The 23,176-nt window shown below is 48.9% G+C and carries 17 protein-coding genes; 16 read left to right on the forward strand and 1 reads right to left on the reverse strand.

Features of this window, described 5'->3' with window-relative positions; genetic code table 11:
• The first annotated feature begins 4 nt into the window (after positions 1–4).
• The 5 genes from IEX62_RS22025 (at position 5) to dnaB (ending at position 5,317) form a co-directional block, all read left to right on the forward strand.
• Positions 5–451 (forward strand): CBS domain-containing protein, encoded by a 447-nt coding sequence (locus IEX62_RS22025; RefSeq protein ID WP_188778326.1) that lies wholly within the window; start codon positions 5–7, stop codon positions 449–451.
• A 107-nt stretch (positions 452–558) separates the two neighbouring features.
• A complete protein-coding gene (locus IEX62_RS22030; RefSeq protein WP_268239828.1) occupies positions 559–1,494 on the forward strand; it encodes a DUF2232 domain-containing protein in 936 nt (311 codons plus the stop codon).
• Between the two features lie 12 nt (positions 1,495–1,506).
• Positions 1,507–3,516, forward strand: coding sequence for a DHH family phosphoesterase (locus IEX62_RS22035; protein WP_188778359.1), 2,010 nt, complete (start codon positions 1,507–1,509; stop codon positions 3,514–3,516).
• Positions 3,513–3,956 carry a 50S ribosomal protein L9 gene (gene rplI / locus IEX62_RS22040; protein ID WP_188778331.1) on the forward strand — a complete coding sequence of 148 codons (444 nt, stop codon included), beginning with the start codon at positions 3,513–3,515 and terminating at the stop codon, positions 3,954–3,956. The genes IEX62_RS22035 and rplI overlap by 4 nt, the downstream gene beginning before the upstream one ends.
• Positions 3,957–3,958: 2 nt before the next feature.
• Entirely contained in the window at positions 3,959–5,317 is a 1,359-nt protein-coding gene (gene dnaB / locus IEX62_RS22045; protein WP_188778333.1) for a replicative DNA helicase, read from the forward strand.
• An 80-nt stretch (positions 5,318–5,397) separates the two neighbouring features.
• Here dnaB and IEX62_RS22050 read toward each other — a convergent pair whose 3' ends face one another.
• Positions 5,398–6,381, reverse strand: a complete 984-nt coding sequence (locus IEX62_RS22050) for a phosphotransferase family protein (RefSeq protein ID WP_188778335.1) — start codon at positions 6,379–6,381, stop codon at positions 5,398–5,400.
• A 501-nt stretch (positions 6,382–6,882) separates the two neighbouring features.
• On the opposite strand from IEX62_RS22050, the gene IEX62_RS22055 reads away from it, so the two are divergent.
• The 11 genes from IEX62_RS22055 (at position 6,883) to rlmH (ending at position 22,951) form a co-directional block, all read left to right on the forward strand.
• Positions 6,883–8,169: an adenylosuccinate synthase gene (locus tag IEX62_RS22055; protein WP_188778336.1), complete on the forward strand. Its 1,287-nt coding sequence runs from the start codon at positions 6,883–6,885 to the stop codon at positions 8,167–8,169.
• A gap of 663 nt (positions 8,170–8,832) precedes the next feature.
• Positions 8,833–10,401, forward strand: coding sequence for a peptidoglycan DD-metalloendopeptidase family protein (locus IEX62_RS22060; protein WP_188778338.1), 1,569 nt, complete (start codon positions 8,833–8,835; stop codon positions 10,399–10,401).
• Between the two features lie 647 nt (positions 10,402–11,048).
• Positions 11,049–11,783 carry a response regulator YycF gene (gene yycF, locus IEX62_RS22065; protein WP_188778340.1) on the forward strand — a complete coding sequence of 245 codons (735 nt, stop codon included), beginning with the start codon at positions 11,049–11,051 and terminating at the stop codon, positions 11,781–11,783.
• 13 nt (positions 11,784–11,796) lie between these two features.
• On the forward strand, positions 11,797–13,641 hold the full coding sequence (gene walK / locus IEX62_RS22070) for a cell wall metabolism sensor histidine kinase WalK (RefSeq protein ID WP_188778361.1): 1,845 nt from the start codon (positions 11,797–11,799) through the stop codon (positions 13,639–13,641).
• Complete coding sequence (locus tag IEX62_RS22075; RefSeq protein ID WP_188778342.1) at positions 13,638–15,005, forward strand: YycH family regulatory protein; 1,368 nt, start codon at positions 13,638–13,640, stop codon at positions 15,003–15,005. Before walK ends, IEX62_RS22075 begins: the two co-directional genes overlap by 4 nt.
• A 168-nt stretch (positions 15,006–15,173) precedes the next feature.
• Entirely contained in the window at positions 15,174–15,920 is a 747-nt protein-coding gene (gene yycI, locus IEX62_RS22080) for a two-component system regulatory protein YycI (RefSeq protein ID WP_188778344.1), read from the forward strand.
• Between the two features lie 6 nt (positions 15,921–15,926).
• Positions 15,927–16,742 carry an MBL fold metallo-hydrolase gene (locus tag IEX62_RS22085; RefSeq protein WP_188778346.1) on the forward strand — a complete coding sequence of 272 codons (816 nt, stop codon included), beginning with the start codon at positions 15,927–15,929 and terminating at the stop codon, positions 16,740–16,742.
• Between the two features lie 323 nt (positions 16,743–17,065).
• Positions 17,066–18,337, forward strand: coding sequence for a S1C family serine protease (locus IEX62_RS22090; protein WP_188778348.1), 1,272 nt, complete (start codon positions 17,066–17,068; stop codon positions 18,335–18,337).
• A gap of 290 nt (positions 18,338–18,627) precedes the next feature.
• Positions 18,628–18,795, forward strand: coding sequence for a CxxH/CxxC protein (locus IEX62_RS22095; RefSeq protein WP_188778351.1), 168 nt, complete (start codon positions 18,628–18,630; stop codon positions 18,793–18,795).
• A 524-nt stretch (positions 18,796–19,319) separates the two neighbouring features.
• A complete protein-coding gene (locus tag IEX62_RS22100) occupies positions 19,320–21,452 on the forward strand; it encodes an acyltransferase family protein (RefSeq protein ID WP_188778353.1) in 2,133 nt (710 codons plus the stop codon).
• A 1,019-nt stretch (positions 21,453–22,471) separates the two neighbouring features.
• Positions 22,472–22,951, forward strand: coding sequence for a 23S rRNA (pseudouridine(1915)-N(3))-methyltransferase RlmH (gene rlmH, locus IEX62_RS22105; RefSeq protein WP_188778355.1), 480 nt, complete (start codon positions 22,472–22,474; stop codon positions 22,949–22,951).
• The last annotated feature ends 225 nt before the right edge of the window (positions 22,952–23,176 follow it).

Here is a 23,176-nt window from a genome sequence, read left to right on the forward strand (position 1 = left end):
TTTCATGAATATCGCGTTTTTTCTGCTGCCCAAGCAGGAGGTCGTTTGCGTCACCCTTAATTCGACGCTGCGCCAGACGCTGGAACGGATGGAGTACCACCGCTATACATCAATTCCTATGCTGGATAAGAACGGAAAGTACGTCGGTACGATTACCGAAGGAGACCTGCTCTGGTTTATGAAAAATTCCGGTGGCAAGGTTACGTTTGAAAATGCTTCAAAGTTTTTACTATCTGAAATTCCGCTCAAGCGGGATGATAAGCCGGTATCGATTGATGCCAATATGGAAGACCTGATTAATCTCGCCAAGGTACAGAACTTTGTGCCTGTTGTTGACGATATGAACCGATTTATCGGCATTGTACGTCGTAGTCAGATTATTGAATATTGTGAGCAATTTGTACGAGGTGGCGAGTATATCGCCGAAAAAAACCGTATCTCCGGCAGCTAATGCAGGAGGCTGTGCCCGCTGTATAATTCCGTGCGTCCGTGCCTTCGTCTATGCTATAATTATGAGTAAATCTTTTTTAGCGAGGCCGAACAACTTGTGCGTAAGAGGTGAATCGTTTGAAACTGCGCTGGACATCCATAGCCTGGAGCGCTGCATATCTGCTCCTGCTGCTATCTTTAATAACATCTGTCAGAGTCATTGGTATGCTATTTCTCATCGTACCCATCGTCGTGCTGTATTCAACATTGACCTTGCGCCAATTCATTATGCATATGATTCCGGTGTGGCTGATTGCCTTGATTTTTGCCGGACAGGCGGGCTTGTTTTTACCGATACTCGGGTTATTTTTCATGATCCCCGGTATCGTCATGGGCAGGATGTATAAGAAATTCACCCCTGCATTACGGATTATTTTTGCAGGCGGCTTAACGGCTCTGGTCGAGCTACTGGTGCTGCTGCTCATTGCAACAGCGGTATTCCATTTCAGTCTGGGTCAGTATGTACGTGATGTGATCGAAATTGCGATTACACCACTGCGTGCGATGGCAGATGTGAATACCGATCTGAGTGATGTGTTAACACCGGAGTATATTATCGGGCTGAGCAATTATACGCTCACGCTCATTCCGAGCGGATTGATTATTGCCTCCTTTACGATGGCAATCATTACGCATGCCATCTCGCGTCCGCTGCTGGAAAGTATGGGCTATTCGGTACCACGCCTCAAGCCTGCACGCGACTGGCGTCTGCCACGCTCGCTGATCTGGTACTATTTGATCGCTGTATTTCTGGAGATCATTGCGCGGGCAAATATCACAGGCGTACTTGCCGCGATTGTATTAAACTTTATGCCACTGGTACATCTGGCATTCACGATCCAGACGATTGGCTTTGTCTTTTTCTGGGCGAGTCATCGAAAATGGGGCTCTTTCCTGCCCTTCGTGCTATCGATCGTTGTCGTATTGATTCCGCCGCTGCGGATTATCGGTATTCTGGATCTGGCATTTCCGCTCCGCGAGTATATTACGAGACCGAAACGGTAAGGGTGATGAATGATGCCTAATTTTTTGCTAAACCGCTGGCACGGATACCGGTCAGTATGGGCATCACTGCTCATGCTGGTGCTTGTGATCGTGCTCTCCTGGTTCAACTGGGTCGTCGGACTGGTGGCTCTATGTGCAGTCGCTGTGTTCGCTGTGATTCTGGTTCGTTCAGAGCTTGCCTTTCGCCGTGAACTGGATGAATACATTGCGGGTCTGTCATTTCGTATCCGGCGCGTCGAGGAGGAAGCAGTCAGTACGCTTCCTTTCGGTCTTGTTTTGTATGACAACAAGTTTTCGATTGAATGGCATAACCGTTATATCGCGGGTCTATTTGGGCGTAAGACGCTGGTTGGCTCGCCGCTGGACGAATGCTTTAATCATTTTCAGGAGCAGTATAAAAAGGCGCTGGATGCGCGTAAGGAAGCCACGCGGGAGAAGAGTGCGATTAAGGAAGTTCGCTTTGAGCTACAGCATGATGCACGTACATTAGAGTGTATTGTGCTGCCCGATGAGCGGCTGATCTATGTGCAGGACGTGACCGAGTTTGCCGGTCTGCGTGATCGGTATGAGGATGAGCGTCTGGCGATCGGTGTAGTGCTGCTCGATAACTTTGATGAAGCTTCGCAGGGGATGGATGATCAGCTACGCGCAAGCCTGATTGCACGGGTGGCGACACGTATTACCGATTGGGCGAAAACGTATCGTATCTATGTGCGCCGTCTGTCGTCCGAGCGTTATCTGCTGCTGCTGGATCGCAGATCGCTGCGTGAGCTGGAGCAGAGCCGATTCGTTATTTTGGACGAGGTGCGCGAGATGACGGCGGATTTGAAGGTTCCACTCACGCTCAGTATCGGGATTGGCTTCGGTACCGAGACGATCAGCGAGCTGGGTGAGCTGGCGCAATCGAGTCTGGATATGGCGCTGGGACGCGGTGGCGATCAGGCAGCGGTGCGTGCCGAGCAGCGATTATCCTTTTATGGCGGCAAGTCCAATGCGATCGAGAAGCGTACTCGTGTCCGCGCACGCGTGATCTCGCATGCGCTACGCGATCTGATGCTGGATAGCGATCAGGTGCTGGTGATGGGGCATAAAATCCCGGATATGGACGTGATCGGTGCCTGTATCGGTATATTGAAGGCAGCCGATATGTACGAGGTTGAAGCTTATATCGTGCTGGACGGTGTGAATCCGTCGATTGAGCGGATGATGGAGCGTATTAACAATGATGAGCGTCTGTCGGTACGCTTTATTACACCGGAGGAAGCGCTCAGTATTATTACCGAGCGTACGCTGATGGTCGTCGTGGATACGCATAAGGCATCGATGACGATTGAGCCCAAGCTGGTGGAACGCGCACGTCGTGTGGTCGTTATCGACCATCATCGTCGTGGTGAGGAGTTCATCAACGATGCGGTGCTTGTCTATCTGGAGCCGTATGCGTCCTCTGCCTGTGAGCTGGTCACTGAATTGCTACAATATATTCATGACAAGGTACAGTTCACGACGCTGGAAGCGACGTCACTGCTGGCCGGGATTACGCTGGATACGAAGCATTTTGCTCTGCATACCGGCTCGCGTACGTTCGAGGCGGCAGGCTTCCTACGCCGGAATGGTGCAGATACCGTGATGGTGCAGCAGATGATGAAGGAGGATTTGAACGAGTTTATCGCCAAATCGGAGATCATGAAAAAGGCTCGCATCATTCACGAGCATATTGCGCTTGCGGTTACCGACCCGGGACAGCAGGAATCACAGATGCTAATCGCACAGGTAGCTGATGCGCTGCTGAATATGAACAATGTGTACGCTTCGTTCGTCATTAGTGAGCGTATGGACGGACTGATCGGCATAAGTGCCCGTTCGATGGGCAAGATGAATGTTCAGGTCGTCATGGAACGTCTGGGCGGTGGCGGTCATTTAACGAACGCTGCTGTACAGCTTGAAGGCAATATTGCAGATGCAGAAAAGCGTCTGCTGGATGTACTGAATCAAATGAATGAGGAAGAGGGGTTATTTGAATGAAGGTCATTTTGCTGAAAGATGTTAAAGGAACAGGTAAAAAAGGTGAGGTTAAAGAAGTATCGGACGGTTACGCACAAAACTTCCTGATCAAAAATGGTCATGCGAAGCCAGCAACCGGCGGTAACATCAAAATCCTCGAAACACAGCATGCTGCGGTAGAGCGTCACAAGCAAGAGGAAAAAGAAGCGGCTCAAGAGCTGGGCAAAACACTGGAGGAGCTTACGGTACAGCTGAAAGCAAAATCCGGTGAAGGCGGTCGCCTGTTTGGTGCGATCACCAGCAAGCAAATTGCCGAGGCGCTGTCTAAGCAGGGTCACAAAATCGATAAGCGTAAAATTGATCTGGACGAGCCAATCCGCACGCTGGGTGTAACTCAGGTAACGGTAAAGCTACACCCAGAAGTAAAAGCTACGCTTAAAGTCCAAGTTACAGAGGAATAAGCATGGGCGGCGAAATATTTTACGACCGGGTTCCTCCGCAGAATCTGGAAGCTGAACAGGCGGTTCTGGGTGCCATTTTGCTGCAATCCGAAGCGCTAATCAGCGTCATGGAGCGTATCGACACCGAAGACTTTTACGACAAATCCCACCAGTTGATCTATGAAGCGATGGTCAATCTGGGGGAAGAGAATCAGCCGATTGACCTGATTACACTCACCTCCCTGCTACAGGATCGTACGCAGCTGGAGGATGTGGGCGGTGTAAGCTATCTGGCGAAGCTTGCCAATGCGGTGCCGACCGCAGCGAACGTAGATTATTACGCACAGATTATTGAAGAAAAATCGATGCTGCGTCGTCTGATTCGTACAGCGACACAGATCGTTAGTGAAGGCTATACGGGCGGCGAGGACGTCGGCAGTATGCTAGGCGATGCCGAGCGTAAAATCCTTGAAATCTCCAACCGACGCAGTGGCAGTGGCTTTATCGCTATTCGCGATGTGTTGATGGAGGTATTCGAGCGCGTCGAAACGCTGAGTGAGAATAGCGGTAATACGACCGGGATTCCAACAGGCTTTATCGATCTGGATAAAATGACGGCTGGCTTCCAGCGCAGTGACTTGATTATCGTAGCTGCACGTCCGTCTGTAGGTAAAACGGCGTTTGCCCTGAATATCGCGCAAAACGTCGCCGTACGTGCGAAGGAAACAGTTGCGATCTTCAGTCTGGAGATGTCGGCTGCACAGCTAGTACAGCGTATGATCTGTGCCGAAGCCAATCTGGACGCGAGCGTGATGCGTACCGGTGAGTTCAAGGAAGAGGACTGGATGAAGCTGACGATGGGTATTGCGTCCCTGTCGGAATCGGAGATCTATATCGATGATACACCGGGTATTACGGTATCCGAGATTCGTGCCAAATGCCGCCGACTGAAAAAGGAGAAGGGACTTGGAATGATCGTTATCGACTATCTCCAGCTCATCTCCGGTCGCGGTAAAGCGGGCGAGAACCGTCAGCAGGAAGTATCTGAAATCTCGCGTACGCTCAAGCAGATCGCCCGTGAGCTGCATGTGCCGGTTATCGCCCTGTCTCAGCTCAGCCGTGGTGTCGAGCAGCGTCAGGATAAGCGTCCGATGATGTCTGACCTTCGGGAATCTGGCTCGATTGAGCAGGATGCTGATATCGTATCCTTCCTGTATCGTGATGATTACTACAATCAGGACACGGAAAAGAAAAATATCATCGAGATCATTATCGCCAAACAGCGTAATGGCCCGGTCGGTACGGTCGAGCTTGTCTTTTTGAAAAACTTCAATAAATTCGTCAATTACGAACGTGTCCAATCGGATATGTTCACGGGATAGATTAGAAATGGCAGGATGGCATCGAAGGGATGCTGTCCTGCCATTTTTGTATTAAATGTCATACATAGTAGGGCTATAACTTAGACATCCTGAATCGACCGCGCGATCAATCGGCGTAGATCGGCAATACGCCGGGGCATATGCTGATCTGAGCTATTCAGCATATCACATAGAGCGATCAGGTCTTCCAGCCGAGATAGGAGTCGCCATTCCGAATGTAGTGTACCTCCACCTGCACGATAGCCTTCCAGAAAATGCTGCTCGTACAGCGAATCGACCGCTTCATAACGTAGCATATTCCCAATATCGGTATAGCGTGTACCTGCAAAGGCAAATTCCCAATCCAGCACCGCAGCTACTGAGGCAGTCTGAGCTGATTCCTGTATCAAAATGTTCAGCCCGTTAAAGTCAGCATGCACCAGAAGTGGTGGCTCATTCAGCTCCAGCTCGAGCAGGCGCTCACGGCTATTTTCAAGAAATTGCTGTACAGCGTGCTGTTCCTGTTCATCCAGCCATTGACCGCTGCGATGATGCTGAAGGCTATGCTGAACAAAGGCAGTCCATGTCTCGATACCAGGCTGTAGCGACTCAACGATATCAAGTGTGGCACCCCAGAAGCCAGCCTGTGAGAAATGATGCTGATGTATACAGGCGAGGTCATGACCAACCGCTCTGCCAGCGGCAGCTATGCGAGCCTGATCGCCTGATCGAATAATGTCTGCAAGCAAAACCCCTTCTTTCCATTCTATAATCGCCCACGAAGGGCCTTCGCTGATCGGCTTAATCTCCGAATATATGTATTCTGCAATAGGAACTGTAGCAGCGACCAGCTGGGTAATGGCCACTTCCTTACTGGCGATGTCCGGGCTACCTGACGAGACACGCAGCAGATAAGGGCGATCTTCCTGCTCCAGTGTGAAGCGATAGCTGCCATTACTCAGCCCGGTGCTGGTTCGCTGTAGCTGCGCCACGGTTTTGCCTGAAAATGCACGCTGGATCATTTGCTTCAATAAAATAGGGGATAGCTCATTAGCGGTACTTTTATGCTCCCAATTTTCTTTCATAGGGTTCTCCTTTATCGCAAGTATGATTCCATTATACTCAAAAGATGCGAGAACCCTGAAAAACAGGCAGACTGGCTGAGCGGTTTACATTTTAAAATATAGGTAAAGTTTCTGAAATCTATTCCTATTTGCAAGATATAATGTTTTATTTCCGAACGATGATAATTTTATATCATGTTATCGTTCGCTTTTCATTTGACTTTAAAAAATTGTCCTGTTACACTGTAAATGCTGCGGTAAAGCGCAATAGTGCTTTTGGATGTCAATATCCTGTTAGATCAGAATACGTTCTGATCCTTTACCGCAATGGGACGAGCTTCCGCCCGCGAAAACGGTTTGTATGCTTGCATTTGCCCGACCGTTCCTCGCAAGGAGGTTTCATGCTGTGCTTTTTCTGTCGCTGGTAAGTCGGCTGTGGCGTGTATGCCCGGCTTGTTGCCCTTATGCACAGAAAGCGACAGCGCAAATATACGGTGTACATACACCTACGGAGGAATGAATATGTCAACTGTAGTCGTTGTGGGAACACAATGGGGAGACGAAGGCAAAGGTAAAATTACCGACTATCTTTCGGAGAGTGCGGACGTTGTTGCACGCTATCAAGGCGGTAACAATGCTGGACATACGATTTTGATTAATGAGAAAAAATATAAATTGACGATGGTACCTTCCGGTATCTTCTATGAAGATAAAGCATGTGTAATCGGTAATGGTATGGTGATCAACCCGGCTGCACTGATCGACGAGATCAGCTATGTGCATGAAAATGGATTTTCCACGAAAAACCTGACGATCAGCGATCGTGCGCACGTGATTTTGCCATACCATATGGTACTGGATCTGCTGGAAGAAGAGCGTAAAGGCCCGAACAAGATCGGTACAACCGGTAAAGGGATCGGCCCTTGTTATATGGACAAAGCGTCCCGCGTGGGTATCCGTATTGCTGACTTGATGGATGCAGAAGAATTTGAGCAAAAGCTGCGCCACCTCGTCAAAGAGAAAAATCAGGTGATCACGCAAGTATACGGCGGCGAGCCAGTCGATGTAGAGCAAATTCTGTCCGACTATCTCGGCTATGCTGAAAAGCTGCGCCCGTATGTACGCGATACATCCGTTGTCCTGAACGATGCAATCGATGAAGGTAAAAAAGTGCTGTTCGAGGGTGCACAGGGCGTTATGCTTGATATCGACCAGGGTACGTATCCGTTCGTTACCTCCTCTAACCCGTCTGCTGGCGGCGTGTGCATCGGTTCCGGTGTAGGTCCGGCTCGCATTCAGCAGGTTATCGGTGTAGCGAAGGCATACACGACTCGTGTCGGTGATGGCCCATTCCCAACTGAGCTGTATGATGAAGTAGGGAATACGATTCGTGAAAAAGGTCATGAATATGGTACAGTAACAGGTCGTCCACGTCGTGTGGGCTGGTTCGATACGGTCGTTGTCCGTCATGCACGTCGCGTGAGTGGTATTACAGGCTTGTCCCTGAACTCGCTGGATGTACTGACAGGTCTGGACACCGTAAAAATCTGCACAGGCTACAAATACAAAGGCGAATTCATCACACACTACCCAGCAAGCCTGAAGCATCTGGCTGACTGTGAAGCAGTATATGAAGAAATGCCGGGCTGGAGCGAGGACATTACAGGTGTGAAGACGCTGGAAGAATTGCCTGAAACGACTCGCAATTATGTGAACCGTGTATCCGAGCTGACAGGTATTCCGATCGCGATTTTCTCGGTTGGACGTAACCGTGAGCAGACGAATCAGGTAGCTCCAATCTACGTTTAATTTGCATCATTATGATATCGATTGAATTGGAGATATAGAGGGTACTGTTACAGTATTTTCCGGTTACTGTTCAGTTAGTGGGAATAGACCGACGATGATTCCCTTATCAAATCGCTGAATTCAATCGAGTTGTTACGAAAAATACGGGCAATCGCCTGTTATCATCTTTAATTTTTAGAGGAAGGCATCCTTACGGGGATGCCTTTTTTGTATGTAGGACGCGGCTTGGTCGGCTCTTGGAGAAGATTCTGTTATATGAATTGTAAAGTTGAAACCAGGGCAGAGATTATGGTAAAGTAAACGGGGAGTCAAAAAGGTTAATTTTTTGACACTTTTGTATGACAGATTTTAATAATTATGGCTGTATTGGATCGTACTATACATCACCGCACTACACATCGTACACGATGATCGTCTGCCTATTAGGCTGCTATGCCTATCCTCCTGTGAATTGCCACGATAGCTTCTTCTCCTGTGAAATGCTCGCTGATGATCATTCCAGACTACCTAAGGACGAGGCTTCATCGTATAGATGATAATGGCATACACCGCGATGATAGCGACATAACGAATCGCTCTATTTGCAGACGAATTGGGAATCTAATGGACATGAAACGGAATATACGTATTGAATTTTAGCATGGAAAGCAAAAGGAGACGGTCATGAAAAGTTTGAAAGGAAAAGAAGAAGCAGAGCTGACATCAAAGCATGCTTCAAAGGCTAAGCCGGGGAAACAGGCACAGTCACCTGCTGGGGAGCAGGATCCACAGGGAAGTAAATGGTATACGATCACGGTTGATCATCTTCGTCAGGGGAAAAACAAAGTACGCACGCGCCTTATGCTTGTAATTGGCAGTGTGGCTGTGGCAGGCGGACTTGTTTTGGCGGGAAATCATTATGTGACAGCGAATACCGTTCCGTATTATGTCGTTTCGGTTAAAGGTCAGGCGATTGGTAGTATTTTGAACAAATCGGAGCTGGAGCAGCTATTCCAGCAAAAGCGTGCTGCTTATCAGAAAAAGTATCCAGATGCCAGTATGGTACTGAATACGAATGGCATCACAACCACCGAGGAAAAAGCGTTCAAAGCACAGATCGATTCGCAAAGTACACTCAAGCAATTAGATAAAATGCTGACAGCGTATGCCAAAGGTGTAGAGGTTACAGTAGGCGATACAAAGATCGGTGTCGTTAAAGATCAGGCAACGATCGATTCGGCACTGAAAATCGTCCAAAAAACGTACACTCAGAAAGCCGAAGCCGCAGCTGCTAATATGAATAAAAGCTCGGTTAAAAAGCTGGCGCAAAGCTATGCGTACAGTAAAAAAGTAAACAAGCTGGAATCGGTAAAGATCAACCAGAAGGTAGCTGCCAATCAGATCAAGGCGAATCCACAAAAGCTGCTCAGCAGCAAGGAGCTTGCCAAGGTGATGCTGACTGGCGTGGAGGCTCCACTGAAATATAACGTGCGTGAGGGCGATACGATCAGCTCGATCGCGTCCAGCTATGATATTTCGCAAAAGGAAATTTTTGAGCATAATCCGGGTATTAAAGAAACCTCGCTGCAAATTGGAGACGAGCTGACACTAACCGTGCCACAGCCACCGATCACTGTAACGACAGTGGAGGATTATTCCGAGCAGGTAGTGACCGAGCCAGACGTCGAGATTCGTAAGAGCGACAATATGCGTGCAGGCGAGAGTAAAGTGATCTCTGGCGGCTCACAGGGTCTAAAACGGATCGACTATCGTGTCGTGAAGGAAAACGGTCAGGTGCTACGTGAGGAATGGGTAGGTCAGGAAGTCGTGAAGGAATCGTCGCCGAAAATCATCGTCAAAGGTACAAAGGTCGTTGTCGGTGAAGGTAGCGGTAACTTTATCTGGCCAGTTAGCGGCGCGACGGTAACGAGTCCATTTGGTCAGCGTTGGGGTCGGATGCACAAAGGGATCGATATGGTTGGCAGCTCGTCTGTAATGGCAGCCGATGATGGTTTCGTGACCTTTGCAGGTACGATGACAGGCTATGGTAATGCGATCATTATCGACCATCGCAATGGCTATCAGACACTGTACGGTCACCTGAGCCAGATTGATGTGAGCAGTGGTACAGTCGTGGAGAAGGGTCAGCATATCGGTGTGATGGGCAATACTGGGCACTCCTTCGGTACGCATCTGCACTTTGAGGTGCATAGTGGTGGAGCATTGCAAAATCCACTGTCTTATCTGCGTTAATCTAGGTTGGATTTAATCGTGAATTGCTGAATGAAACGCAATTTTATAGTATGTTATAAATAACAGTTCCCACCCGGCCTAGCAGATCGTTATGGATCTGATGCATAAAAGGGTGGGCCATTTTTTTGTTAGGAGCTTGTGAAGGAATACCAGTCTTTCTTTAAAATCTGTGCTTTCTGCTGATAGGCAAATCGAGTGATTAAAAACATGCGATTTGACTGTAAAGGATTCGAGGTGCAATAAACAGAGACTAACCCTAATCAGGTACTATCAATTTGCAGAGCATGTATTCCCTTTTAGATCAAGACCATCCACGATATAAAATTAGGTGGTCTTTTTTATTTATTATAAATTACTCTTTTTGAACGAATATGGATCTGAATGTTTCCATAGCGTTTATGCAAACTTTTATAAGTGTAAGCTGCACGGAAGGAAAGAAGTAAGGGGAAAGGACGACTTTTGAGCACGGGAATCCACCATCCACTTCTACTCCATAGATTCCTGTGCGAGACCGGAGTCCGTCCCCTTATTCTTTCATGGAGTGGTGTCTCTCCAAGCAAAAACAGTTTATGTACATGTCGTAATGAGAACAAGCCCCGGGAATATGATAGAATAAAAAAATCAAAGCCGTGATGAGGTGAAGCACCATGCAGGGGAAAATTCTGGTCGTTGACGATGAACAACCGATTGCAGATATTTTAAAATTCAATCTTGAAAAAGAAGGCTATGAGGTGATCTGTGCCTTTGATGGCATTAGTGCAGTAGAGCAGGCATTCGCAGAGGAGCCTGATCTGATGCTGCTGGATCTGATGCTGCCCGGCAAGGACGGTATGGACGTATGCCGTGAGGTGCGAACCCGGCTCGATATGCCGATCATTATGCTAACGGCAAAAGATGCCGAGATCGACAAAGTACTCGGTCTGGAGCTTGGTGCGGATGATTATGTGACCAAGCCGTTCAGTACGCGCGAGCTACTGGCACGGGTGAAGGCACATATGCGTCGGCGCCAGAAGCAAGCGCCAGTTACTGCTACGGTAACGGTGCCTGAGGTGGATGAACCGAAAAATGGACTGGCGCTGTTCGGTCTGTTTATCGATACAGATATGTATATGGTATATAAGGATGGGGAGCCGCTTGATCTGACCCATCGTGAATATGAGCTCGTGTATTATATGGCGAAAAATGCAGGTCGTGTGATGACTCGTGAGCATTTGCTGCAAGCGGTCTGGGGATTTGAATATTTTGGCGATGTGCGTACCGTTGATGTGACGATTCGCCGTCTGCGCGAGAAGATCGAGGATGATCCAAGTAAGCCGGAGTATATTTTAACCCGGCGTGGACTCGGCTATATGATGCGCAGTCCAAAAGTGGGAGGCATGTAAGGTGAAGCGCAAGCTGCGTCTGTTACCCGGCTTCAGCCGCACAATTCAGGCGCGGCTGATTATTATTTATGTGCTGTTGATTTTGATTGCGATGCAGCTCATTGGTGTGTACTTTGTGAGTGCGATGAAGAACTCGCTGACGAGTAATTTTACCCAGGATTTGCAGGAGCGTGCACAGCTATTGTCGGTGCTGGCTGCGGATAAATGGTCGGGCAGTGGAGAGAACGTTTCCAACTCGGTCAATGATCTGAAGCTAATGGTGGATAATCTGTACAATATGAGCGGTACGCAAATTCAGGAGATTCAGGTGCTCGATGTGAGCGGACGGATTCTGATCTCCTCACTCAAGACCGATTCGGGTAGTGAGGCGCGCAGGAATACGCAGACGGTCGTGAGCCGTGCATTGCAGGGCATTAGCGATAACGAGGAGTATATTATCGATGATACCGGTGAGCGCAAGCGCGTTGTCGCTGAGCCGATCATCAGTGGAAATCGTACCGTAGGTGCGGTCTATATCGTCGCGTCAATGGCAGAGCTGTATGATACGATGAAGCGCATCAATGGTATTTTCCTATCCGGTATTCTGATCGCCTTAGGCATGACGGCGGTGCTGGGTGTGATTCTGGCGCATACGATTACACAGCCGATCAAGGAAATGACCAAGCGAGCGAAGCAGGTCGCAGAGGGTGAATTCGATCATCATATGACTGTGTACAGTAATGATGAGATCGGTCAGCTTAGTGAAGCCTTTAACTATATGACCAGTCGATTGCGGGATGCGCTGGCTCAGAATGAGGAAGAGAAGGAGAAGCTTGCCTCTATTCTGAAAAATATGAGCGATGGTGTAATCGCCACCGATGAGCATGGCTGCATCATTCTGGTGAACCGTGTCGCTGCGGCGATGCTGGGCGATATGGAATCACAGCTTTCTGGCAAAGAGCTAAGTAGTCTGTTGCCTTTATCCGAGCAGGATCAAGCAAAGCTGCAAAATGGCACGCTGCGCCAGACGATTCTCAATCTAGGCTCATCAGAGGAAGGCAGCAGCTCGGTTGTACGGGTGACGTTCAGTCCGGTGCATCGACGGAAGGAGATCAGTCATGCAGGTGTGATCGCGGTACTACAGGATGTGACCGAGCAGGAGAAGCTGGAGGCGGCACGGCGTGAATTTGTCGCCAATGTATCGCATGAGCTACGTACACCGCTGACCACGATCAAGAGCTATACCGAGGCGCTGGAGGATGGAGCGCTGGATGAACGCGCGCTTGCCGAGCGATTCATCGGCGTGATCCGCAATGAGACGCAGCGTATGATCCGACTGGTGAGTGATCTGCTGCATCTGTCACGTCTGGATTCCAGTGAAGCGACCCTGCGTAAGCAGCGTACCGATGTGCTGGAGCTGCTGGAGGATACAGCCGACCGTTTCTATGTACAAATGAAGCAAAAGCAAATCGAATGCACGATTGATCTACAGCCCGGTGTGGGAAGTGTGTGGATTGATCGCGACCAGATTGATCAGGTGCTGGATAATCTCGTATCGAATGCACTCAAATATACGATCGAGGGCGGTAGTATTACCCTCGGTGCTTACAGCGCTGTGGACGAGGATATGCTGGCGATTCGCATTCAGGATACCGGAATCGGAATTCCGAAGCAGGATCTGCATCGTATCTTTGAACGATTTTATCGTGTAGACAAAGCACGCTCACGCAATATGGGTGGAACCGGACTTGGACTGTCTATTGCCCAGGAAATAGTGCTCGCTCATAACGGTACCATTGAGCTGGATTCAGAGCTGGATCAGGGCACAACGGTAACGGTATGGCTACCACTGCATGAGGAAGGAAGTGTGGACGCATGAAGGAGAAGATGAAATCCGGCTTGCTTGCTGCGCTCATTCTAATTAGCCTTGTGCAGAGCTATTTCCTCATTTACCGCATGCCAGGGGCAGATTCTGTCGTCAACTCGGAGGCAGGCTATGTGCAGGCAGAGGACATCGGGCCGCGTTCGAGCATCGAAAGCCTGATCTTTCCCGATAAAATGATCGTGCATCTGGCCAACAGTCGGCATACGATCTTCTATCCGTCTTCTACGGAGTATACGACCATTTATGATACGATTCGTAAAGCGAGCTTCGGGCAATTCCGTCGTCTATCGCTTCAAAGTATGGATTGGAATCAGATTCGTAACGATGAAGGGGTAGAGCTGATGTTTGGTAGTGGTATTCCGGTGAGTCTGCTGGAACGCAGCTTGAAGATTAACCCGGATTCGCTGTTCGAGGGGGATGCAGTTAACCGCATCTGGCTCTATACCGCACCGGATGATCGTACCGTACGAGCATTCTTTTTCAGTGCGAGTGGTGATGTTGTGTATGAAGCTACGGATATGGATTTGCGAACAGAGGATATTAGCCGTAGTGCATTGCTTGGTGCGAATGGCGTCAGCTATCAATATACGTCAACCGGCTATTATCTGCCGCGTACAGCGATTACTGCACCGAATGTGACATTAACTCTGGATAGCCTGACCACCGAGCAGATGCAGCGCAATCTGTTCTTCGATCCCGGTGCGACACGTAATATTAATGAAGAAAATGGGATCGAAATCTATACCGACAGCAAGCGAAGCCTACAGGTGGACACCCGTCAGCGCTGGATGATCTATACCGATCCGACCGCGCCTACATCGGGCACCAACAATGTGAGTGATAATGTGCTATCAGCGGTTGATTTTGTTAATCAGCATGGTGGATGGCCGGGCATGTATACGTTAAGTATGGGCACAAGCAGTAGTGATAAAAACGGTTTCGTATTCCGTCAGTATTATCGCTCTTACCCGATCATGGAAACCGATGCATTCAAATTCGGCTATATGCGCCTTGGGGTAGAGCGTAATACCGTATCGACCTATGAGCGCTCCATGCTGTATCTGGCAGCGAATCCAACACAGACCGAGACGACATCCGCTGCATCGTCATCAGGAGCAGCTTCAGCGAACGGTGCAGCAGGGCAAGGCAATGCGACGACCCAGCTACGACAGCTACCTGCTGGACAGCAGCTACTGCAAATGATCAAGACACAGATTCCGGTTGGCAAGCAGATTGTCGATCTATCGCCTGTGTATCGCCCATCACTTGGTAACGGCGTGGTCGTGCTGACTCCAGTCTGGATGGCGAAGCTACAGGATGGCAGTACGCAATTTCTAACTGCAAGCGCATCGCAATAAATAGACGTAAGCAATAGATCAAGCATGAACAATAAAAAGAATAAGCATCTATACGCACAGGCAGACGCTGATAGGCTGGATACGCAGGCACATCAGCAATGCCTGTGCTTTAAAAAATCGATTCATTACCCAGCCGACGCAGGCTGATGGACAGGCAGGAGGAAGACGATGGATTGGGGACGAGCCAAAAGTGTACTGATCAGTGCTTTTTTATTACTCAATATCGTATTGGGCTACCAGCTCTGGATGGATGTCCGCGATCAGGCGCAGTCTAATCTGGATATCGCCTCGCTCAGTGAAAGTGCACAGCGTGCGCTGGAGAATAAGCGAATTCAGGTTACGGCTCAGATTCCACGCGAGACGCCGATGCTGGCACCGATCCCATATCAGCATATGACATCCTCTGGCAATCAGCCTGTTCCGCTTCAGCGTCCGGTGGATAGTCAGCTTATTTTTAATGAGGATGAGCTTGCTGTACAGCTTGCATCACAGATTCCGAATATAGGACAATATCAATATGATGCATTAATTGCCAAACAGGGCATTTTTGTTCTGCATCCGTTGATAAATAATGATTTACCCCTGTTTAATATGAATCTGGAGCTGTATTATAGTAATCAGAAGATAATTTCTTACACCGCTCCACGCTTCACGCTGGAGCAGGATCGTGCGAGCAAGCCGAATCAGGAAATTTTATCGGCTTCCACTGCACTTGGAACTGTCATTGAAAACGATCTGCCTGAAGGCGCAGTCGTTAAAGATATTACGCTTGGTTATTATGGACAAACGATCGGCGACAACATTCAGCTTGCGGTGCCGGTATGGCGTATCGCGCTGGAGAGCGGAGCCTTTTACTATGTACAGGGTATTACCGGGGAGGTTACGACAACCCCAGCGGCAGAAAATGAGGAGTAGACACGCATGATAGGCACTGGCATACAATTTACAGTATTATCGAGCGGTTCGACTGGCAATGCCACAATCGTTCGCAACAAGGATGCAGCCCTGCTGATCGATGCAGGACTGAGTGCAAAACGGATCGATGAATTGATGAAGGAGCGCGATTTCACCGGTGATCAACTCGAAGGTATTCTGATCACGCATGAGCATTCCGATCATATTCGCGGTCTGGGCGCTGTTGCACGCAAATATAATTTGCCGATCTACGCCAACGAAAAAACATGGCTGGCGATGGAAAAGGCAGTAGGTAAGATTACACCCGAGCAAAAGCAGGTGATGCAGACGGGCGATTTTCTAAGCTTTGGCTCACTGCGGATTGAATCATTCGGAATCTCGCATGATGCGGCAGAGCCAGTCGGGTACTTTTTCCGAGATGGAGAGCAGAAGCTCAGTCTGGCTACCGACCTCGGCTATGTGAGCGATAAGGTAATGCAGAGCATTACCGATTCGGATGTGCTCGTGCTGGAAGCGAATCACGATATTGAAATGCTGCGTATGGGACGTTATCCGTGGAATACGAAGCGACGCATTTTGAGCGATATTGGTCACCTATCTAATGATACGGCAGGCGAAGTGCTGAGCGAGCTGCTCAGTAAAAAGCTGAAACGTACCTATCTAGCCCATTTGAGCCGTGATCACAATATGATGGAGCTGGCAAAAATGACGGTGCGTGATGCGATGGAAAGTCGGGGCTGCTTCTATAAGGAGCATGAATTCAAGCTATGTGACACGTACTATGATCGCCCTACACCGTGGGATGCGATTGGCGAAGCTTGAACCGAGACAGTGGATGGTATAAAGTGGAAAAGTGCCTTGTGCCGTATCTCCTGAATACAGGTATGGATACGAATACAGGTGCACCTATCTATTTTGGAGTGAATATAAAGGACGCCTATTGTAGATAGGCGAGCCTAACATAAATTAGCAGAGCAGATCGGCGATTGTATGATACATCGCCAGGATGCCTGCTACACGTAAACGAACAATCAGCGTATATGCTGAACACAGATCAGGAACAAGAATGAGGGCGACTTACCGTTCCATGAGAAAGAATAGGTAATGGCATGACGTTTGAGGCATATAGCAGAGGAGCGATGAGCATGGCGCTATTTGATGACGAATTCTACTCCACCCGGGTATCACGGAGATCGAAACGCCACGTCATGTCGGGTGGACGAGACGCATCCTTTCGCTCTTTTCAAGAGCCAGTACGCCGAGGTCAGTCTACGGTGCGCGTGGTGGTGATTAGTGCTGTCACGAGCGCGGTAACAATCAGTGCGATTATGGGCGGGCTGTTTCTGTATCATGATCATTATTCCGGTGCAGCCACCGCGAGCAGCCTGCTACCGATTCAGCAAACGTCAGGTAATCCGTATGATAACATCGTACAGGTTGCCCAGCAGGTACGGCCTGCTGTAGTGAGTATTGTGAATTATCAGGATGGTAAGGAGCCGGATATATCCAAGCTGGATGAATCCGCGCTCGGTTCGGGTGTGATTTTCCGCAAAGATGGTGGTACGGCATATATCGTCACGAACAATCATGTGATTTCCGGTGCGGATGAGGTCGATGCAGTGCTGAACGATGGCACGATGCTCAAGGCAAAGGTCGTCGGAGCGGACTTTATTAGCGATATTGCGGTGCTGTCTGTTGATGGTAAAGATATCGATCAAATCGCCGCCATCGGTAACTCCGATCAGCTTCGTCCCGGGGAGACCGTACTCGCTATTGGCAATCCACTCGGGTTTAATGGTACGATGACATCAGGCATTGTGAGCTATGATAACCGTCTGATTCCCGTATCGCTTAATCAGGATGGCAATTACGACTGGGAGCAAAATGTGATTCAGACCGATGCCGCGATTAATGAAGGCAACAGCGGCGGCGCACTGGTTAATATGCGCGGTCAGCTGATTGGTATCAATACGATGAAAATTTCCGATACCGGAGTAGAGGGCTTAGGCTTCGCCATTCCGATCAATGAAGTGATGCAAAACGTCCAGCAATTACTGGAGCATGGCAAGATTAGCCGTCCTTATCTGGGTGTGTACAGCATCGATCTGGATAACGAGTCAGCTTATCGCTCCTATGATGAAGACGATAATAGCGATGCACCACAGCTTCGTTTACCCGATGACGTGACCAAAGGCGCTGTTGTGCTGGAGGTTAGCGGCCCTGCCAAGGATGCCGGATTGAAAGTAAACGATGTGATCGTTCAGCTCGATGGTCAAAAAATCGGCTCAACACTGGAGCTTCGCAAATATTTATATGATAAAAAACAAATCGGCGATTCGATTAAAATAACGTATTACCGCGAGGGTAAAAAAGATACGGCTATCGCTACCTTGCAGGATGCGCCTGAGCGCAAGTAATACAGTACAGCTAGTTTGAAATTGAAATCGTGAACTATAGCGGTATGAAATGAAGGCTGCGCTGGATAGCATATGCCGAATATGCTCTAACTGAACACATCATCGACTCTCCAGCAGATAGACTGGAGAATCATATACACCATAAAGAAAAGCAGGCACGATGGATTATTCATCTATTGTGCACGTAATCGAGCAAATGCAGCCCAATCAGGCGAGCATTTGCTAGCTGAAACGACGGAACAGTCAGCGTTATAACGCTATGACTGCGGGAAAAGGGAGCATGAATAATAATGTATGTAGTATGCAAAGAACACGTAGAAGATGCACTTGAAGCATTTGTTGATGAATACGAGGATGCACCTGATGTGGTTGACCTGAAAGAAACGGAATTTTCCGATTGGGACCCACCTGCGAAGTGTGTCTATTGCGATCAGCACGGCGAATTTCTCGTTGTCTGATTCCCTGCCAGTCCGAAACGCTCATGAATCTAGCTATCCGATACCGACTTCTGCGTGAACGCCTGTTCAGCTTGAGGTCGATTGAATACGAATGCGATACATTACACTTTATACCAGCTACACATTCTCAATAGCGCGTACAGATCATGACGCAATACCAGGGCAGGGACCGGAATTTCCGGGTCCTTGTTTTCCTGTGCCTGCGAACGGAAGCATCGTACTGGACGCGCGAATATGGCAAATGACAAAGTATCATGCTAAATGACAAAATACGACGGTGCTGTAAACCAATTTTAACTGGTTTGAGACGATTCACTCTGCATACTTGGATATAATGGGACATGTCGGTTCCTGCAAGCGAGGCTATGCATGGAATGAGAGTGACCACTGGAAAGGATAAAAGAATATGAAAGACATCAAGGATCTGACGCTACGAACGGAACACTTGACGCTTGAGCAGGATAACTTTTGCAAGCTCGCCGTGGTCAACGGCTTGAATATACATAGAGGGCGGTGGACGGATTATGTCTAAGCCGCTCCAGCAGCATCGTTATATGCCGGGTCTGGATGGACTCCGCGCATTCGCGGTGCTGGCGGTTATTTTATACCATTTGAATACGGACTGGGCACCTGGCGGGTTGCTCGGCGTTGGCATATTTTTCGTATTATCCGGTTATCTGATCACAGACATACTGGCAGGTCAATGGGAACGCAATCATCGATTTGATATGGTCGACTTCTGGAAAAGGCGTGCACGTCGCTTGCTACCAGCGATGTACGCGATGATCGCGGTTGTGGCCCTGTGGTGTCTGATCGGAGATCATGGTCGTCTGGCTGCACTACAGGGAGATGTGCCAGCAGCACTGCTGTATATTAGTAACTGGTGGTTTATTTTCCACAAGGTATCGTATTTTGAAAGCTTCGGACCGGCTTCACCGCTCGGTCACCTCTGGTCGCTGGCGGTGGAGGAGCAGTTCTATCTGATCTGGCCATTCGTGCTCATGCTCGGTCTGAAATTCTTGCCGAAGCGTGGTAATCTGGCAGGCTGGATTCTGAGTCTGTCGCTTATCTCTGCACTATTAATGGCAGTCTTATACGTGCCAGGCTCTGACCCGAGCCGTGTCTATTATGGTACAGACACACGCATCTTCGCCCTGCTGATCGGCTCCGCGCTGGCGATCGTATGGCCTAGTGTGAAGCTAAAAGCAAATGTATCTGCTCCAGCACAAACGCTGCTGGATGGTGTAGGCTTAGCTGCATTATTCGTGCTGCTGTGGTCAATCTGGCACACGAACGAATATGAGCCATTCCTGTATCGTGGTGGACTGGTACTCATCTCGGTTATCACGGCGATCCTGATCGCTGTACTGGCGCATCCAGCAAGCCGTCTGGCGGTACTCGTAGGCTGTAAGCCGCTGCGCTGGCTTGGTCAGCGTTCATACGGATTGTATCTGTGGCACTTTCCAGTTATTACGCTGAGTACGCCGCAGGTTGATACCGGTGAGCCATCGGTTATACGCGCCGTGTTGCAGGTGCTGGTCAGTCTTGCACTTGCAGAGCTGTCATGGCGCTTCGTCGAGCAGCCGATTCGTCGCAAAGGCTTCCGCTATGCGTTCGGTCGTGTGGGCAGTTCCAACTGGCGCAGTCGTCGCGGCTGGATCATCGGTGGCTCGTCTGCTGCGGTATTTATCCTGTCGGCAGCCGTACTCGGTCATCTGCTGACCAAGGGTACAGCTTCGGAAACGGCAGAAGCAGAACAACAGCCACAATCGGTATTCATTACCGGCTCGTCCTCGACGTCACCAACCAATGTGTCGCATGCGACCAAGGATGGCAAAGAAGGCGATGCAGCAGGTGGTAAAAATGCTTCCGGATCAGGTGATACGAAGTCGGAAGATGGTACAATGAAAGATGCGGATGGGAAAGCATCCTCAGATAGTAAGGACACGGGTAAAAGCAATGACGATGCGTCGGGTGCTGCAGATACTGGAGACAAGAATACTTCCAGCACAGATGGTAGTGATGCATCAGACGATTCCAAGTCTGGTGACGATGCGAATACTGGTAATACAGACAGTACCGACAATAGCGATTCCGGTTCCACCAGCGGTGACGGACAAAAGCTGGATTCCCCAGCCCCATCGTTACCAGCCGCTGCAACGAAGAAAAATCTGGAGGAGATCGTATCCGGTAACGGTGTAACTGCGATCGGTGACTCCGTTATGCTCGACGTGGCGCATTATCTGACTCAAACGATGCCAGGCATCACGATCGACGGACGTGTCGGTCGCCAGATGACCGAGGCACCGGACGTGATCCGTCAGCTTCGCCGCGGTGGTCATCTCGGCTCGACGGTCGTTCTGGAGCTCGGTACCAACGGTTCCTTTACCCGTGAACAGCTGGAGGATCTGCTGGATGAGCTGAGCAGTGCACGTAAAATCATACTTGTGAATACGCGTGTACCGCGTGCATGGGAAAGTCTGGTGAACGATACGATCAATGCGGTGGCAGCAGAGGACAACCGCATTACCGTAGTCGATTGGTATTCGGCAAGTAAGGGGCAGGATAGCTTCTTCGCAACCGATGGCGTGCACGTGAATCCAGCGGGTGCACGAGTGTACGCAACGCTCGTAGCAAAGGCAGTCAAAGGAAAATAATTTTACACATTATTCCAATAATGTATTAAATATTGAAACCGTAGTGCCGATAGTATTAAAGGAATGTATAGGAGTGGCAAGTGCTCCCTTTGCGCTAACCTGTTGGTGGTTGGTGTGGAGGGAGTTTTCAATTTGTGGGGGAGTGGTGGGGTTCCCTTTGGGTGATACTTCGGTTGGTTGGGAGCTGGAACACTTCGGGAAGGAATAAGGGGACGCACTTGGTGGAGCCGCGGGAATCTACGGATGAGGGATGGAATGTAGATTCCCGCCCCTCCAAAGGCGTGCTTTCCCCTTATTTCCTTCCCTGCGTTCCGAGCGTGTGCATCATTGAACAAGTGCTAAGTGCTAAAGTCTAAGTGGTACATGGAGTTTCTGTAGTGCCGAGAACCTCATCACTTTAGGGTGAGGGCGGCAGTGTACGCTGTTCCAGCGTATAGATTCAGATCTACATGCAATCTAGTGCATAGTGAACAAGTGAAAATAGCTTATGAGTAAAAGTGGCTTATAAGTGAAAGCAGCTTATGGACAAGGGATCATAATCAGATGGTGTTAGTAGTGAGTTGTTTAGCTTAATATATATATTTGTTGTATATGTTTACGTTAGATTTTGATTATTGCTTTATGCGATATTTTATAAGATTAGAAATTTAGGATGCGTTGATTGATGTTGTTATGCTGAATTTATATAGTACTTATATAGCATGCGGGGTGTTTTTAAATTAGGAGATTGGCTAAGTGAGTATGATGTCGGGTATTGGGTTGGTGTGTGAGTGTATATTTTATGCAGAGAAATTTTCTGTTACTTGCCAGGTTTTGATTGATGGATTAATTCTAGTAGGTGAACTATTAGCAATGGAGCCGGTTAGGAGATAATGAGCTAACCAGCTGGTGAGTGAAGGTCATGGATTGGCAGTGAGTGATATACTGGGTTGAAGTGAACATTGTTTTGGGGTGCGAATGGTCTGGTTGGAGACTGTTTTACATAGGAATGATGGAATGAGGAAAAGGGGTAGAGCATAATGCATATTCAAATTATTGGCGTAGGCAAGTTGAAGGAGAAGTATCTAGTACAGGGGATTGCGGAGTACAGTAAGCGGCTGGCGCCATATATTAAGTTTCAGATTACGGAAGTGAACGATGAGAAGGCACCGGATACGCTGAGTGATGCGGAAGTGAAGATTGTGAAGGATAAGGAAGGCGAGCGGATTCTGGCGCAGATCAAGCCGGATGCACATGTGGTGGCGTTAACGCTGGATGGGAAGCTGTGGAGCTCGGAAGAGATGGCGGCGGAGATTGATCGGCTGGGGACGTATGGGAGTAGTCATGTGGTGTTTGTGATTGGTGGCAGTCATGGAATTGGGGATGAGGTGCTGAAACGGGCGCAGCAACGGCTTTGTTTTGGACGGATGACGTTGCCGCATCAGTTGATGCGATTGGTGCTGGTGGAGCAGGTGTATCGGGCAGTGAAGATTAATCGGGGGGAGCCGTATCATAAGTAACTATCGTCGTTCATCACTTTTGGATGGTGAAACCTCTCGGCCAATCGCTCAAATACAAACTTTCCTACCAGAACGGAAGCCATGATTGAGTTAAAGGTGATACTGAAAACAGGTACTCATAGAGAGAGTGATTAGAAATTCTGATCACTCTTTTTATGTTAATGCTGGATCGGCTACACTTAGTTGGACAATAAAAATAAGGGCTTGTAGAATATACTCATCATA

This window comes from Paenibacillus hunanensis, assembly GCF_014645615.1.
In the GTDB taxonomy this organism is placed as follows: domain Bacteria; phylum Bacillota; class Bacilli; order Paenibacillales; family Paenibacillaceae; genus Saccharibacillus; species Saccharibacillus hunanensis.